Origin of the sequence: Rheinheimera sp. 4Y26 (assembly GCF_025245835.1) — a bacterium.
Lineage (GTDB): Bacteria > Pseudomonadota > Gammaproteobacteria > Enterobacterales > Alteromonadaceae > Pararheinheimera.
This window is the reverse complement of record NZ_JAOBWS010000002.1, coordinates 213619-228989: the sequence shown is the minus strand read 5'-3', so window position 1 is coordinate 228989 and position 15371 is coordinate 213619. Positions and strand designations below refer to the sequence as shown.

Here is a 15371-nt window from a genome sequence, read left to right as displayed (position 1 = left end):
GCCACTTGTGTACAAGTGGCTTTTTATTTTCCAGGCGTTAAAACAAAGCGCTACCAGCTTTGTTTAAGCTCAAAGCGCCCATTCATCGCCATAGCTCAGTTACATAAAAATTGCTTTGGCATCAGCGACAGCCGCAGCTATCTGCGCATCCTGCATAAAGTTACGGTTTGGAATAAGCTCTTGTTTCAGGTAGTGTTCTATCAATCTATCGCTATCTCGTCTGTCACGGTAATAGTCTAAGGATAACAACCCAAGCCGGACAAAATCTGTGTATTGAACCGTTTCAGAGCACTGCGGCTGCCGCCACTGACTGACCACTTCAATAAAAGCATCGGCAAATCCCCAGTGTCGCATAATAGCCACGCCAATACGGGAGGCCAGCTCATCTGTTGCTTTACGCAAAAATTCCGGTTCAGCAAACACTTCCGGGTACTTTTCCGCTTCGACCAGAATGGGTAACACGCCAATACGGTGCACCAAAGCAGCCAATGTCAGGGTGTCCAGATTCAGGTTATCGTGTTTATGCTGTGGTAAATACAGTTTCAGGCATGCCATGGCAACGCAGGTCACATGCACTGTGTCGCGCCATAAATCGGCCATAGTGGCAGCAACTTCGGCGGTATGACTGACAAACAGTTGCTCCAGCGCCATGGCGGTAGCAATATTTTTCACCTGACTCAGACCAATACGGGTGACCGCCTGATTCAGCGTCGACACTTTAATGCTTCGACCGATAAAAGCGCTGTTGGCAATTTTGATCATCCTGGCAGCCAATGCCGGATCCAGGGCTATCACTTCAGACATCGCGTGCAGGTTAATATCCGGATCATCAGCCGCCTGGCGCACCCGCACCGCAATTTCCGGTAAGGTTGGCAATACCAGCATATTGGTGGCCAGTTTTTCCATGAGTAATGTCATCAATGCATGTTGTGCAGACATATCAGTTCCCTTGTTGTGCAAGCGCAGCCCAGTGCTGACAGATAGTGGCTATTTCGCAGTCACTATAAGGCAAGGCCGGGCATTTGCCCCAAACCGGCGCTGGCCAGGCCGGGTCGGTGTTAAAACGAGCAATATGATGCAGATGCAATTGCGGCACCATATTACCAAGTGCAGCCACATTCAGTTTATCAGGCTCAAACTCTTGCCTTAACAACAAACTGAGCCGGCTGCTTTCCTGCCACAATAACTGCTGCTCGGTACTGGTTAAATCGATAATATCACGGGCACCACTGCGTCTTGGCACCAGCAAGAACCAGGGGTAATTTTTATCGTTAATTAATCTGACCTGGCACAAAGGCCAGTCCGCCAACCAGACAGAATCTTTGGCCAGTTGCGGATGTAATTCAAACTGCTGATCCATATAGTCTCTTTGCCTGCTTCAGGCCTGCACTTCCGATTTAGGCCGGACAGATTGTTGCATTCTGCTGATCAACAACTGACAAGCCATCGTATCCGCTGTTTTTGCCGACAGCTCCAACTCTGCTGCCAACTGGGTGATTTCCGGGAATCCCATGCTGCCGGCACAGCCTTTCAGGCTATGGGCTTCATATTGTAATTTTGCCAAATCGCCTTGTTGCTGCAATTGTTGCAACTCAGCAAGCTGGGACGGTAAACGTTCGGCAAAATCACGTTTTAACGCAATAATGGCCGGATCCTGCTCCAAACGCAGCGCCAGCTCTTCTTCCAAAGTGCGCTCTTTATGAGTGTATTGTTTGATCATGGCGTAAAAGTCCTTTTGTACTATGGGTTTGGCCAACAGCGCCTGACAACCGGCCTGCAGATACCTTTGATGATCTTCGCGCATGACGTTGGCCGTCAGGGCAATAATCGGCACGTCAATACCAGCATGACGGATCAGGCGGGTGGCTTCTTCCCCGCCCATTTCCGGCATTTGCATATCCATAAACACCAGATCAAATTCATGCCGCAACAGCTGTTCTACCGCCTGATGGCCATTGGAAACCATGGTAAATTCTGCAGCTATTTTACGCAGCAATACCGACACCAGTAGCTGATTGTCGGTATTATCTTCAGCCACCAGCACTTTGACCTTGTGACTGTGAATGGTTTCAGGCTCAGGGTTTTGTTCTTGTGGCGGCTGGTAACTATCGACCAGACTCAGATGCTGGGTTTCGCAGTTCATCACAATTTCAAAACAGCTGCCAATGCCTTTTACACTTTCAACTTTAATGTCACCCTGCATTTCCTGCATCAGTTTTTTCGAAATGACCAGGCCAAGGCCGGTGCCGCCAAAATTCCGTGTGACAGCCGCATCCGCCTGCACAAAAGGCTGAAACAGCTTACTGAGTTCGTCCGGCGTCATGCCAATACCGGTGTCTTTTATTTTGATCACCAGCTGTTCCTGACCGACCAGATAACTGACATGGATCACCACTTTGCCACGTTGGGTAAACTTCAGCGCATTACTGGTGAGATTTAATAACACCTGGCGGAACCTGAGTTCATCAGTACGTAGAAACTGCGGCAGCGGATAATTCAGCTCCAGCAAACACTGCAACTCTTTGGCCTCTGCCTGACTGCGGGTTTGCTGATAAATATCGTCCAGCATTTGCAGAAAGTTAAAGGTTTGGCTGGATAACTCCAGTTTCTCCGCTTCAATTTTGGACAGATCGAGAATGTCATTAATCAGACTTAATAAGTGATCGCCACTTCTGAGCACCCGCTGCAGATAATCCGCCAGTTTGTCTTTGTCTGTCTCCACCAGCGCCTGTTCACTAAAACCAATAATGGCGGTGAGTGGTGTGCGGATTTCATGGCTCATATTGGCCAGAAACACACTTTTGAGTCTGTTGGCCTGCTCGGCCGTTTCGCGTGCCTGAATCAATTCCTGGTTGGCCTGGGCCAGATTACTGTTGGCCAGCGCTAAGTCCTGGGTTCTTTGCTGTACTTTGTCTTCCAGCAACTGTTTATAAGCCCGTTCTCGCTCACGATACACCCGCAGCTGGCGCACCATCACGTTAAAAGCAGCAAACATGTCACCCAGTTCATCCTGCTTTTTCACCGTCAGTAAGGTACTGAGATCACCCCGGCCTACCGCAGTTTTTGCTTCGGTCAGCACTTTGATAGGTTCAAAAATATATTTCACCAGCAGCCAGTAACACAGTAATGGCAAGCCGATAGCAAAAATCAGACTGCCGCTAAACAGCCACAGCGGTAACAGCGCATGCTCCGCCAATAATTCCTCTTCATCCAGTGCGCTTAATAAAATAAAGTCGCCCGGTAACTGACTGGCCAGCACCAGCATAGGTTTACCCAGCAAAGTGACTTCGTGCAGCCGATCTGAATGCACAGCTTGTTGGATTTGACGGAAATTAGTGGGCGCAAAAGCACTACCTATCAGATTGACCTTGTCTGAATAGGCAATCACCCCTGTGTTACTGACCAGTAAGTTGACGTGTTGATTCAGCAACTTATTTTGTACCACCAGATCCAGCAGCCGCAGATCCAGGCTGACCACCAGATAACCCCAGAGCCGGTTTAAATCGGCACTGCTTTGGGCTGGCTGATAAATTTTTTGCGCCACCACCACTTTCAGTTCATTCAAATCGGTTTCGCGCGCAATAAAAATGCCCTGATCATCCACCATGGCCTGCAAAAACGAAAAATAATTACTGCGAAAGCGCTGATTGCCCTGATTAGGCAAATGCAAAGCCGGCACCGACACACTGATTTCACCATTGAGTTTTAACAGCCGGATTTGTTGCAGGTCATTGTCGCGCTGCTGCATCCGCTCCAGCAATAACGCCAGCGCCTCTGCATCGGCCGGGCTACCGGATTTCAGATATTGTTGCAGCTGTTCTGTTTGCACCAGGGTCGATAACAGGTGCTGCTGACCGCCAAAAAACTGTTCTACTTTTTGTTGTTGCCCTGCCAGATGTCGTGCCACCTGAATATAGGCCTGCTGGGTATAACTGGAGGTACTGAAATGGTAAGCAAGATAGCCAAACAACACTGTGGGCAGCACCAATAACGGAAACATGTATATCACCAGCGTTTCGCGTAATCTCATCTGTGCCTGTGTCCGTTACCAAGGTGTTGATTCTTTGATGTATGCAGCATACCGAGCTATGAAGCTGCTCACAACAGCTTTATCAGGCTATTGTATGCTCTGGCTTTTAACTGAGTTTTTTATCAGCTGTCCCGCAGTCCGGTCACTGTCAGCTTTGGCGAAAATTGATAAGGTTGCTGCCGGTAATACAAAAACCAGAGCCTCCATTGGCTATTGCTACAAGGCCCATATAGCCACTACAGATTTTTATGAAGGCACGGTCTCACATTCACTCAAAGCAAAAACAGCCAATGAGGCAGCTGTGGAAAAACCCAGGTTTAACAAAAAGAAACAGGGTCTTGCGGAACAAAACCCTGCCTATCTCAATGATTACGCCTGATATAAGGTTTCAATCCAGCGCTTTTCGGTAATAAAGTTCCAGTGCCAGATTTTGTATTTGTCACCCAAACCTTTAGCAATAGCCTGCTCCAGCGTCAGACCAGCTTTTTTATAAGATTGCACCAGAGCCAGAGTTTCTTCCATCATCTGCAGACTCTGTTGCAAACCGGCTTTATTGGTTAAATCACCGTGGCCAGGGATCACTTTGGTATTGTCATCAATACGGGCAATCAGCTGCCGGGTGTTTTCGATATAACCGGCAATAGAACCTCCGCTTTTCAGATCAATAAAAGGAAAACGGCCGGCAAACATTAAATCGCCGGTGTGCAGCACATTGGCTTGTTTAAACCACACCACAACATCACCATCGGTATGACTGACCGGCATCGGAATCAGCTCCAGCACCACGTTGTTCAGCGTCAGCTGTAACGGTTGTTGCAACAGCACTGTCGGCAGGCCTTTTTTATCAAACTTGTCGTCAGCATTTAAACGCTGATAGACATTCTGGTGCGCAATAATAGCCACGCCCTGCCCCAGCACCTTGTTGCCGCTGACATGATCGGCATGGTGGTGTGTATTGACAAGAGTGGCGATTTTACCATTAGCCGAAATCTCTTGTAGTTTGGCGTTAATTTTGCCGGCAAGCTCGGCAAACTGCGCATCCACCAGTAATACCCCCTGCGGCCCCGTCACTGCAGCCATATTTCCGCCTGAACCGGTCAACATATAAATATGCTCAGCTACCGCCTTTGCTTCAATCTGCACTTTGGCGTAACGATCTTCTTCTTTTGCTGACACCGCAGCACTAAGCAATAACAACAACAGATAAATAACACGCATCAATACAATCCTCCGTGGTGAGTAAGTGCCTGGCCGGCCTATCGCATGGCGGCAATGTAGCTGACGGTTACAGGCTTGGAATTTATGTGGTTGATGACCATCAGGTTCAGATTTTTCTAACATAATGACCAGACAAGGACAATACAGAAAAAATAACAGGCTGGATCAGCAATAAGCGAAGTTCTGAACAGCGCTGCAAGCATCAAGCAGCGAAATACATGCTGGCAAGCGACAGAAAAAGTAGCGGCCAGGCTTCTATACAGACAGGCCGCTATGAAAGGAGGGAATTAACGCAGGTAATGTGCTGCCAGAGCAACTACAGGTGCAGCCGAAGGTTTACCATGCTGCCAGTCGCCGCCATCAACACCACTGCCGGCAATATCAATATGCACATAAGGCAGCGGTGTTGCATGCTGCGCTGAAGCCTGATCCAAACCAGCTGCCACCACCAGAAATGCCATTGGGAACTGGTGGCCACGGGCTGTCACCGAAGATGGTGCATTATTGCAACTTAATACATCATCGGCACAGCTACGGGCTTTAATAAATTGAAAATCTTCACGGCGGCTGCGTGATACTTCGCTCGGATCCCCCCAGCTATCACCAGCTTTGGCCAGCAAGGCAGACAGTTGACGCGACAATGCAGCGCCGTTTTCCACCAGCGCCGTATAAGGCCCAACAGCGCGGGCAGCGTGACCTGTTAAAGTGGCAACTGAAAACAAGGTTGGATTCACACACTTTGCCGCATCCTCTCTTAAATGCGACATCAGATCCGCCAATACCAGCCGGCCTTCGGCATCTGTGTTACCAATGCGAACCCGCACTCCGGCGTGGCTTTTAATAATCTCATCAGGTACAAAAGCGTCAGAGCCAATGCTGTTGCGCACTGCGCCAATTTCGGCAATGACACGAAGTCCTTTTGGTTTTAACAGCGCAATAGTCTGCATAAAACCGGCAACAGCAGCTGCCCCACCCTTGTCGCGGCTCATACCAGCCATACCACCGTTGATTTTTAAGTCGGCACCACCTGTGTCGTAGACCAGACCTTTACCGGCAAACAATAAAGTTTCGGTGATTTCACCTTCTCCACAATACTCGAGCCGGATCACCGCAGGCTTGTGTCTGTCTACCTGCAACGAGCTACGGGCAACCGCCATTAATAACGGATAGTCGGCTAACAGCTTATCAATGTCAGTTTCAACCTGTACCTGCACTGCGCTGCCGTCAAAGGCCCGGACGCAATAGTCGGCAAAACGTCTTGGTGCCATCCGCTCAGGCTCTGTACCGCATAAGTCGCGGGCCAGACGACGACCAGCCTCCACTGCATGTAAATATTCAGCGTCCTGCGCAGTAATACCAACCAGGCCAATACGGCCGACCGGTTCAACTTTTGCTTCACCCAGCGCTTCACGCCCTTCCAGTGGCTGCCACAGAGCCTGCGCCATTGCCAGATAGACCACTTCAGTGGCTTTGGCATAAGTGTCACCTGCAGGTAGCTCCACCCAAACCACGGGTTGACGGGCACCTGCTGACTTGGCAAGCAAAGCCGCCTGTTTGGCAACATCAGCAAAACAGCGCACGTCATCAAAATCGCGATTCAGTGGGCCTGTTGGCGCGATAATCAGTTTTTGCCCCGGCACCAGCGCACAATGCAATAACAGCGTTTCTCTGCCAACACGTTGGTCAATCAACGCCGCCTGCTGAATAAATTGACTCAGTGCGGTATCCGGTATTGCAGCGGCATCAGTGGCCACAATAATAAATGCATCGGCATCGGCTGCCGACAAAGCTGCAGCAACCGCAGTTACCGCATAAGGAATAGGTAAAGCCATTGTTTTCATTATCCTTCTGCTGAAAGTTCCGGCATTATCCGGCAGTGCAAGTCACAGTACAAGAAGACACAACATGACAGTTTTTCACAGTGTCAGCACTTCGCTACAAAACCGGCTGTGTTGTCCACGCTTATATCCGGGCAAACTTTCGTGAGTTCAGTTCATCACGCCCAAAGGTACTGTGCATTACAGATTGTGGTTATCAAGACGCAGGTACATGGCTTGAGTTGAGGGTTCAAAATGGTTGTTGGCCTGAACACATCGAAACTGTCTTTTTTGCCAGCAAAACCACAGCTAACCAATGTCCGGGCTATCTGGGCTGACGCGCTAGTCCGGACTTTGTCGCTGCCGGGCACAAAAACATAAAGGCCGGTACACATACCGGCCTTTTTTGGGGTTAGATAATTTTATTATCCTGCCACTCTTTTTCTTTGCGCATCCGCTCCTGGCGTTTTTCACAGGGCGTATCACAGTCACAGGCTTTTTCGATGCCAAGGGCACCTAAACCGCCACAACTGCCGGCAATAGTTTTGCGTTGCACCATGTAACCAATTGCCATGGCTGCAAATACCACCAGCATAACCACAAAAGTAAGGATAAAAACTTCCATAACCACCTCTCACAGCACCATGCCAAGCCCGATGCGCTGGCGTAATCAAGGGCGTCATTGTAGCAATTTTCTCAGCCGAACCCTAACTCAATTTGCCAATGCGGCGCAGATGTCAACAGCACCATACCGACGGCAATGCTCAGTATGGCAACCGTTCAGCTGATTGACAGGCAAAAAAAAGCCAACCTTGCGGTTGGCTTTTTTATCTTCAGTGATTAACCACCGAAGTCATCCAGCAGGATGTTGTCATCTTCTACGCCTAAGTCTTTCAGCATATTGATAACGGCTTTGTTCATCATTGGTGGACCACACATGTAAAATTCACAGTCTTCCGGAGCCTTGTGATTTTTCAGGTAGTTTTCATAAATGACGTTGTGGATAAAACCGGTGTAACCAGTCCAGTTGTCTTCCGGTTGTGGATCAGACAAGGCAACGTGCCACTGGAAGTTGTCGTTTTCGGCCTGCAGCATATCAAAATCTTCAACATAGAACATTTCGCGTTTTGAGCGGGCACCGTACCAGAAGGTAATTTTGCGTTTTGATTTTAACCGGCGCAGCTGGTCAAAAATGTGTGAACGCATTGGCGCCATACCGGCACCACCACCGATAAAGACCATTTCTGCATCTGTGTCTTTGGCAAAGAACTCACCAAATGGACCAGAAATAGTTACTTTATCGCCGGCCTTCAGGCTCCAGATGTACGAAGACATTTTACCGCAAGGCAGCGTCAGGTTGTTTGGCGGCGGCGTTGCGATCCGCACGTTTAACATGATGATGCCTTCTTCTTCCGGATAGTTTGCCATCGAGTAAGCACGAATAGTTTCTTCGTCTACTTTTGACTCTAAGGTGAAGAACTTAAAGCGTTCCCAGTCACCACGGTATTCTGCCGGAATGTCAAAATCGGCATACTTGACATGGTGAGCCGGAGCTTCAATCTGAATGTAACCACCAGCACGGAATGGTACAGACTCACCATCTGGGATCTGTAACTTCAGCTCTTTGATAAAAGTGGCTTTGTTGTCGTTTGAAATAACAGTACAAGCCCACTTTTTGATACCAAAAATTTCCGGTTCAACTTCAATGTCCATGTCTGTTTTCACAGCCACCTGACAAGCCAAACGGCAACCTTCACGGCGTTCACCTTTGGTCAGGTGACCAAATTCAACAGGTAATACGTCACCGCCACCAGAATGCACGTGAACACGGCACTGGCCACAAGAACCACCACCACCACAGGCTGATGACAGGAAAATACCTTTGTCAGCCAACACGCCTAACAATTTACCGCCAGCGCTTGTTTTAATTGCTTTGCTTGGATCACCGTTAATGCTGATGGTGATTTCACCTGAAGATACCAGTTTTGCCTTGGCTGCCAGAATCATGACAACCAGAGCAACCACCAGTAAGGTGAACATGCCAACACCAAGCAGAATTTGCGAATCAATCATAATGTTTTCCTTTCAATCGGCTTTACAACGACACGCCGGAGAAGGACATAAAGCCCAATCCCATCAAACCAACCATAATAAAGCGCGAACCTAAACCACGCAGTGCGTGTGGCATATCGGCATATTTCAGTTTTTCACTGACAGCGGCCATCAGTGTAATGGCCAGAGTCCAGCCAATACCACTGCCTAAACCAAAGACCACACTTTCACCGAAGTTGTAATCGCGCTCAACCATAAAGGCTACACCACCAAAAATGGCGCAGTTTACAGTGATTAAAGGCAGGAAAATGCCCAGGGCGTTGTAAAGCGCCGGCACGTATTTATCCAGAAACATTTCCAGCACCTGGACCAGAGCAGCGATTACACCGATATAGGTGATAAAACCGAGGAAGCTCAGATCTGCATCAGGAAAACCTAACCAGGCCAAGGCACCCGGAGCCAGCAGTTTGTGGTAAACAATCTGGTTTACCGGCACAGCCAGTGCCAATACCACAGTTACAGCAATACCTAAACTGAATGCCGTTTTGATCTGTTTGGAAATAGCGATAAAAGTACACATACCGAGGAAAAACGATAACGCTAAGTTATCGATAAACACGGCACGGACAAACAAACTTAAATAATGTTCCATGTCATGGCTCCTTAGTGTTTCTCTTGTTGCTCAGGACGGAAAGTCCGCAACACCCAGATAAACAGGCCGATAATAAAGAATGCGCTTGGTGGCATTAACAACAGACCCATTGGCTGATACCAGCCGCCAGCACTGATCAGAGGCAGAATTTCTACGCCCATTAAAGTGCCTGAACCAAAGAGTTCACGAATAACCGCAACAATGACCAGCAACACTGTGTAACCTAAGCCGTTACCGATACCATCAAGGAATGACATCAGTGGTGGGCTTTTCATGGCGTAAGCTTCAGCACGACCCATCACGATACAGTTGGTAATAATCAGGCCAACAAAAACTGACAACTCTTTAGCTACGTTGTAGGCATAAGCTTTCAGAATTTGGTCTACCACGATAACCAAAGACGCAATAATGGTCATTTGCACAATGATCCGCACACTGGATGGGATATGGTTACGGATCATTGAAATAAACATGCTGGAGAAAGCTGTTACTAAGGTCAGGGCTACGCCCATGACCAAAGCTTTTTCCAGTTTGGTTGTTACTGCCAGCGCAGAACAAATACCCAGTACCTGTAATGCAATTGGGTTATTAGCAAACACAGGTCCAAAGACAAGTGCTTTCATTTCTTTTGCATTAGCCATTGTTTAATGCTCCTTGACGAACTTTAGCCAGGAATGGGGCAAAGCCTTTGGCACCGGTCCAGAATTCGAACGTGTATTGAACACCATTGCTGGTTAGTGTGGCACCTGATAAACCATCAACATCAGTCACTGAATCCGGTGCTGCGTTACCAGGTTTGAGTACCTTGATGGCTGGATTACCGGCTTCATCAGTAATTTTCTTACCAACAAACTGTGCAACCCATTTTGGATTCTGAACTTCGCCACCTAAACCAGGGGTTTCAGCATGTTCGTAGAAGTTCACACCTTTAATGGTTGTGCCATCTACATCCAATGCTAAAAACGCATGCATAGTTGACCAGAGTCCATAACCATGCACCGGCAGTACGATGGCAGATAACTTGCCAGATTCAATACCGTCGTTATAGGCAAAATACACAGGCGCTACCTTTGCACGGCGTTTAATCGAAGCTTTGTCATCCGCTGCAGCCAGTGCATCACTGAGTGCAGTGTCTTTCATCGCTTTGCGGTAGTCATACTTAGTTGGATCCTGGTCCACAAATTCACCGGTATCCAGATCCACTAAACGTTCTTTTACATGCTTGGCAAACAATGTTTTCACGTCATCGCCAGTCAAAAGGCCAGTGGCAACCAGAATGTTTTTCTGCGCATCCACCAGTTTGTTTTCAACTTGCTTCGGACGTAACTGAACAGCAGCTGTGGCAACAATAATCGCACAAACTAAACATAAGCCAATGACAACACCAAAGGTTTTGCCGATGCTTTCGTTATTATTAGACATTACGTGCCAGCCTCCGCTTGATGTTGCCTTGTGCAACCATAAAATCAAACAATGGTGCGAACAGGTTAGCGAACAGAATCGCCAGCATCATGCCTTCCGGATATGCAGGGTTCACCACACGAATCATCACAACCATAAAACCAATTAAAATGCCGTAAGCCCATTTACCTGAGTCGGTAAAAGAAGCAGACACTGGATCTGTTGCCATAAAGAACATACCGATGGCAAAACCACCCAGCACCACATGCCAGTACCAAGGCATGGCAAACATAGCGTTAGTATCTGAACCAATCAGGTTAAACATAGTGGCAAAGAACACTGCACCGACCATCACGCCGGCCACAATACGCCATGAGGCAATACGGAAATAAATCAGCGCCAGACCGCCGATCATCAGCGCCAGCGTAGAAGTTTCGCCGATAGAACCAGGGATAAAACCGTAGAAAGCGTCCCACCATTGCTGGTTGATAGACCAATCCGTCACTTCACCATTGGCAGCCTTTGACAACCAGGTTGCACCGGCATAACCGTCAGCCACAGTCCATACTTTGTCACCTGAAATTTGCGCCGGGTAGGCAAAAAACAGGAAAGCACGGCCCGCTAAAGCAGGGTTTAAGAAGTTACGGCCAGTACCGCCAAACACTTCTTTGGCAATAACAATACCGAAAGTGATACCTAAAGCAGCTTGCCACAGAGGAATAGTTGCAGGCAGGATCAGCGCAAACAAAATAGAAGAAACGAAAAAACCTTCGTTAATTTCGTGTTTACGGATAGAAGCAAATAACACTTCCCAGAAACCACCAACAATAAACACTGTTGCATAAATAGGCAGGAACCAACAGGCGCCATACCACATTTTGCTGCCCCAGCCGGATTCAGCGGTTAACTCACCACCCAGCATATGGAACAACGCAACCTGCCAGGTATCCGGCAGCGTAACAGTGGCAGACAACACAGAAGCCGCCTGATGACCGATGTTAAACATGCCAAAGAACATGGCAGGGAATAACATTAACCAGACAAAAATCATGATCCGTTTCAGGTCGATACTGTCGCGCACATGAGTGGCAGACTTTGTCACCTTACCCGGTGTATACAGAATAGTGGCAACAGCTTCATACAAGGCATACCACTTTTCATACTTGCCGCCCTTTTCAAAGTTCGGCTCAATGCTTTCTAAATAATGCTTTAAACTCATCTTAGCCTTCCTTCTGGATGGTCGTCAGAGCGTCACGCAGTGCCACACCGTAGTCATATTTGCCAGGGCAGACAAAGGTACATAACGCCAAGTCTTCTTCATCCAGTTCCAAACAACCTAAGGAAATTGCACCATCGGTGTCGCCTACCAGCAAATCGCGCAACAACAGTGTTGGCAAAATATCCAGTGGCATCACGCGCTCATAGTTGCCGATTGGCACCATGGCACGGTCTGAACCGTTGGTAGTGGTTGTCATGTTGAACAGGCGCTTAGGCGACAAATGTGATAAGTAAGCACGTGTCACAGAAAACTTCTGTGCACCCGGCGCAATCCAGCCTAAAAACTCTTTTTCGTAACCTTCAGCCAGCACAGAAATCTGGTTGTGGAAACGGCCAAGGTAAGCGTGAACACCAGTCGCCACTTTACCTGCTAACACCGAACCTGAAATGATACGGTGTTGGCCTTCAGCCAGCTCACCATTGGTCAGGTCAGTAGTCGCAGCGCCAAGTACGGTTTTGATTAAACGTGGATTTTTCACAACAGGACCGGCCAGCGAAATCACACGGCTGGTGTCCAGCTGACCTGTAGTGAACAATTTACCAATGGCAATCACGTCCTGATAGTTGATGTGCCAAACAATTTTGGTCATCGAAACCGGCTCAAGGAAATGAATATGAGTGCCTGGTAAACCGGCAGGATGCGGGCCGGCAAACTCTTCAACCTGAACCTTGGCTGGAGCACTGATTTGTGCACCGGCAGCCTTACATAAAAAGACTTTGGCATCAGAGAGTTGAGTTAACACAGTCAAACCATGCTGGAAAGCGTCCGCTGCAGCGTTGATCACAACTACAGGGTCTGCTGCCAGTGGATTTGTATCCATTGCAGTGACGAAAATTGCACGAGGCGTGCTGTCAATTGCCGGGATCTGGCTGAATGGACGAGTGCGGAACGCAGTCCATAAACCTGAATCCAGTAATTGTTTTTTCACTGTTGCAGCATCTAAACCTGCCAGTTTATCTGCAGAAAATGCAGTAAACTCAACAGCTTCGTTGCTACCATCTGCTTCAATAACCACAGATTGCAGCACTCGTTTAGCACCACGGTTGATGTGAGTAACGGTACCGGAAATAGCGGCAGTAAATTTCACGCCAGGATTTTTTTTGTCTTCAAAAAGACCCTGACCTTTTTTTACTTTATCGCCAACCTCAACCAGCATGGTTGGACGCATACCGACATACTCTTCACCCAGTACAGCGACCGATTTGACAGCAGGACCGTCATGAATCACTTGTTTAGGACTGCCCGAAAGGGGAATGTCCAATCCTTTTTTGATTTTAATCATACGTACTTGCACTACTTTAACGGGAAGAAACAGGGCCTGGTTTTTCAGCTGCTCGCCTGGCAGCGCACCTGGCGAAATTGGGCTGAAATTCAACCTGATTTCACCAGATACACGTACATAGCGGCGGATTTTAGCATTAAACCCACAGGCCAGCTATGATAAATAACAAAATTCTGTCGCTCTTTGGACAGCTGCAGCCAAGTGTAGTCAAGTTTCGATCCTTTGCCTGATAAAGCCGGATGATCCCAGAATTCACTGTATTTATTCTGATATTGCTGTGAAGCCGCCAGTTTTTGTTGTTATTTTTTTACCCACTTGCGCAAACAAAAGCCGCCAAAGTGGCGGCTTTGTTATCTTAAGCTAAGTTAGCCAGGGTCACCATCGGTGAAACATCCGCATCGTAGTCGACGTGGCTGTAACCAAAGCCAAACAAGCGTAAGAATTCCTGATGATAACCTTTATAGTCGGTTAATTCATCAATGTTGTCAGTCTGTACCTGGTCCCATAGCTCAGCCACTTTGGCCTGAATATGCGCAGAAAGCTCTTTACCGTCCATACGCAGACGGCCAGCTTCATCCAGCTGACGACCCGGGTTGTACAGACAGCTCTGGAACAAACCGTAAATTTGTTCAATACAACCTTCATGGGTGCCTTCTTCTTTCATCACCCGGTATAACAACGAAATATACAAAGGCATAATAGGAATTGCAGAACTCGCCTGAGTCACCAGCGCCTTTAATGAGGCCACATAAGCGTGACCTTTTTGCGTTGCCAGCTTATTGGTAATGGCGGCCGCGGCACGGTCTAAGTCTTCTTTGGCACGGCCAATGGTGGCTTTACCATAAATTGGCCAGGTCAGTTCTTTACCAATATATGTGTAAGCAACCGTCTGGCAGTTTTCGGCCAGCACACCGGCGGCATGCAGCTGATCCAGCCAGCGCTCCCAGTCTTCACCGCCCATCACTTTGACTGTGTTAAAAATTTCGTCGTCGTTAGCAGGTTCAACTGAGACTTCTTCAATTTCACGTTTGCTGGTGTTCAGATTTTTTGCGGTATAAGCCTGACCGATAGGCTTTAACACTGAACTGTAAATTTCGCCTGTGACAGGGTCTTTGCGACGTGGTGCAGCCAGACTGTATACCACTAAATCAATTTTACCCATTTCGCTTTGGATAATATCAATGGCTTTGGACTTCATTTCATCGGTAAAGGCATCACCGTTTAAGTGTTTGTTCCATAACCCGGCTGCGTCGGCTGCTTTTTCAAAAGCTGCAGTGTTGTACCAGCCGGCTGAACCTGTTTTACCTTCGGAGGCTTCTTTTTCGAAAAAAATACCTAAGGTTTTGGCACCTGAGCCAAATGCAGCTGTGATCCGTGAAGCCAAACCGTAGCCTGTTGAGGCTCCAATCACTAAAACATTTTTCGGACCATTGGCCACAGCACCGTGTTTTTTAACGTAATCAATTTGTTCCTGCACATGCTCAGCACAGCCCACCGGGTGAGCATTGGTGCAGATAAATCCACGAATTTTTGGTTGAATAACCATAAGAGCAGAACCTGTAGTTGGTGAAAATTGCCGTTAGTGTAAAACTTTAACACGACAAACAGGTCTGATCAGCATTGAACTGCAGCGAAAAAGC

Annotated in this window: 14 protein-coding genes; 1 reads left to right on the top strand and 13 read right to left on the bottom strand. The window is 48.0% G+C overall.

The features are described 5' to 3' along the window. Positions 1-99 precede the first annotated feature (99 nt). Genes N3Z11_RS04895 through N3Z11_RS04885 form a run of 3 tightly spaced genes read right to left on the bottom strand, consistent with a single transcriptional unit; the run spans position 100 to position 4000 of the window. Positions 100-939, bottom strand: a complete 840-nt coding sequence (locus N3Z11_RS04895) for an HDOD domain-containing protein (RefSeq protein WP_260656038.1) — start codon at positions 937-939, stop codon at positions 100-102. 1 nt (position 940) lies between these two features. Then, on the bottom strand, positions 941-1360 hold the full coding sequence (locus N3Z11_RS04890; RefSeq protein ID WP_260656037.1) for an HIT domain-containing protein: 420 nt from the start codon (positions 1358-1360) through the stop codon (positions 941-943). A gap of 18 nt (positions 1361-1378) precedes the next feature. Further along, entirely contained in the window at positions 1379-4000 is a 2622-nt protein-coding gene (locus N3Z11_RS04885; RefSeq protein WP_260656036.1) for an ATP-binding protein, read from the bottom strand. Between N3Z11_RS04885 and N3Z11_RS04880 the strand changes: the two genes are divergently transcribed. Next, on the top strand, positions 3999-4409 hold the full coding sequence (locus N3Z11_RS04880) for a hypothetical protein (RefSeq protein WP_260656035.1): 411 nt from the start codon (positions 3999-4001) through the stop codon (positions 4407-4409). The genes N3Z11_RS04885 and N3Z11_RS04880 overlap by 2 nt on opposite strands. Here the strand turns inward: N3Z11_RS04880 and N3Z11_RS04875 are convergent. From N3Z11_RS04875 to fabV, 10 genes are all read right to left on the bottom strand, one after another. Continuing rightward, complete coding sequence (locus N3Z11_RS04875) at positions 4400-5248, bottom strand: MBL fold metallo-hydrolase (RefSeq protein WP_260656034.1); 849 nt, start codon at positions 5246-5248, stop codon at positions 4400-4402. The genes N3Z11_RS04880 and N3Z11_RS04875 overlap by 10 nt on opposite strands. Before the next feature lie 287 nt (positions 5249-5535). Then, the gene (locus tag N3Z11_RS04870) at positions 5536-7089 is read right to left on the bottom strand and encodes a M17 family metallopeptidase (protein ID WP_260656033.1); all 1554 of its coding nucleotides are present in this window, start codon (positions 7087-7089) and stop codon (positions 5536-5538) included. A 388-nt stretch (positions 7090-7477) separates the two neighbouring features. Further along, entirely contained in the window at positions 7478-7690 is a 213-nt protein-coding gene (nqrM, locus tag N3Z11_RS04865; protein WP_260656032.1) for a (Na+)-NQR maturation NqrM, read from the bottom strand. A 215-nt stretch (positions 7691-7905) separates the two neighbouring features. After that, a complete protein-coding gene (gene nqrF, locus N3Z11_RS04860; protein WP_260656031.1) occupies positions 7906-9138 on the bottom strand; it encodes an NADH:ubiquinone reductase (Na(+)-transporting) subunit F in 1233 nt (410 codons plus the stop codon). Between the two features lie 22 nt (positions 9139-9160). Beyond that, positions 9161-9769 (bottom strand): NADH:ubiquinone reductase (Na(+)-transporting) subunit E, encoded by a 609-nt coding sequence (gene nqrE / locus N3Z11_RS04855; RefSeq protein ID WP_260656030.1) that lies wholly within the window; start codon positions 9767-9769, stop codon positions 9161-9163. 11 nt (positions 9770-9780) lie between these two features. After that, positions 9781-10410: an NADH:ubiquinone reductase (Na(+)-transporting) subunit D gene (locus N3Z11_RS04850; protein ID WP_260656029.1), complete on the bottom strand. Its 630-nt coding sequence runs from the start codon at positions 10408-10410 to the stop codon at positions 9781-9783. Beyond that, positions 10403-11191, bottom strand: a complete 789-nt coding sequence (locus N3Z11_RS04845; RefSeq protein ID WP_260656028.1) for a Na(+)-translocating NADH-quinone reductase subunit C — start codon at positions 11189-11191, stop codon at positions 10403-10405. Before N3Z11_RS04845 ends, N3Z11_RS04850 begins: the two co-directional genes overlap by 8 nt. After that, positions 11184-12389 carry an NADH:ubiquinone reductase (Na(+)-transporting) subunit B gene (locus N3Z11_RS04840; protein ID WP_260656027.1) on the bottom strand — a complete coding sequence of 402 codons (1206 nt, stop codon included), beginning with the start codon at positions 12387-12389 and terminating at the stop codon, positions 11184-11186. Before N3Z11_RS04840 ends, N3Z11_RS04845 begins: the two co-directional genes overlap by 8 nt. A 1-nt stretch (position 12390) precedes the next feature. After that, complete coding sequence (locus tag N3Z11_RS04835) at positions 12391-13731, bottom strand: Na(+)-translocating NADH-quinone reductase subunit A (protein WP_260656026.1); 1341 nt, start codon at positions 13729-13731, stop codon at positions 12391-12393. Between the two features lie 355 nt (positions 13732-14086). After that, positions 14087-15277, bottom strand: a complete 1191-nt coding sequence (fabV, locus tag N3Z11_RS04830) for an enoyl-ACP reductase FabV (protein ID WP_260656025.1) — start codon at positions 15275-15277, stop codon at positions 14087-14089. Positions 15278-15371: the final 94 nt, after the last annotated feature.

Coding starts and splice junctions, on each gene's coding strand:
- N3Z11_RS04895 (WP_260656038.1), bottom strand. CDS start 939: ATGTCTGCACAACATGCATTGATGACATTACTCATGGAAAAACTGGCC.
- N3Z11_RS04890 (WP_260656037.1), bottom strand. CDS start 1,360: ATGGATCAGCAGTTTGAATTACATCCGCAACTGGCCAAAGATTCTGTC.
- N3Z11_RS04880 (WP_260656035.1), top strand. CDS start 3,999: ATGTATATCACCAGCGTTTCGCGTAATCTCATCTGTGCCTGTGTCCGT.
- N3Z11_RS04885 (WP_260656036.1), bottom strand. CDS start 4,000: ATGTTTCCGTTATTGGTGCTGCCCACAGTGTTGTTTGGCTATCTTGCT.
- N3Z11_RS04875 (WP_260656034.1), bottom strand. CDS start 5,248: ATGCGTGTTATTTATCTGTTGTTGTTATTGCTTAGTGCTGCGGTGTCA.
- N3Z11_RS04870 (WP_260656033.1), bottom strand. CDS start 7,089: ATGAAAACAATGGCTTTACCTATTCCTTATGCGGTAACTGCGGTTGCT.
- nqrM (WP_260656032.1), bottom strand. CDS start 7,690: ATGGAAGTTTTTATCCTTACTTTTGTGGTTATGCTGGTGGTATTTGCA.
- nqrF (WP_260656031.1), bottom strand. CDS start 9,138: ATGATTGATTCGCAAATTCTGCTTGGTGTTGGCATGTTCACCTTACTG.
- nqrE (WP_260656030.1), bottom strand. CDS start 9,769: ATGGAACATTATTTAAGTTTGTTTGTCCGTGCCGTGTTTATCGATAAC.
- N3Z11_RS04850 (WP_260656029.1), bottom strand. CDS start 10,410: ATGGCTAATGCAAAAGAAATGAAAGCACTTGTCTTTGGACCTGTGTTT.
- N3Z11_RS04845 (WP_260656028.1), bottom strand. CDS start 11,191: ATGTCTAATAATAACGAAAGCATCGGCAAAACCTTTGGTGTTGTCATT.
- N3Z11_RS04840 (WP_260656027.1), bottom strand. CDS start 12,389: ATGAGTTTAAAGCATTATTTAGAAAGCATTGAGCCGAACTTTGAAAAG.
- N3Z11_RS04835 (WP_260656026.1), bottom strand. CDS start 13,731: ATGATTAAAATCAAAAAAGGATTGGACATTCCCCTTTCGGGCAGTCCT.
- fabV (WP_260656025.1), bottom strand. CDS start 15,277: ATGGTTATTCAACCAAAAATTCGTGGATTTATCTGCACCAATGCTCAC.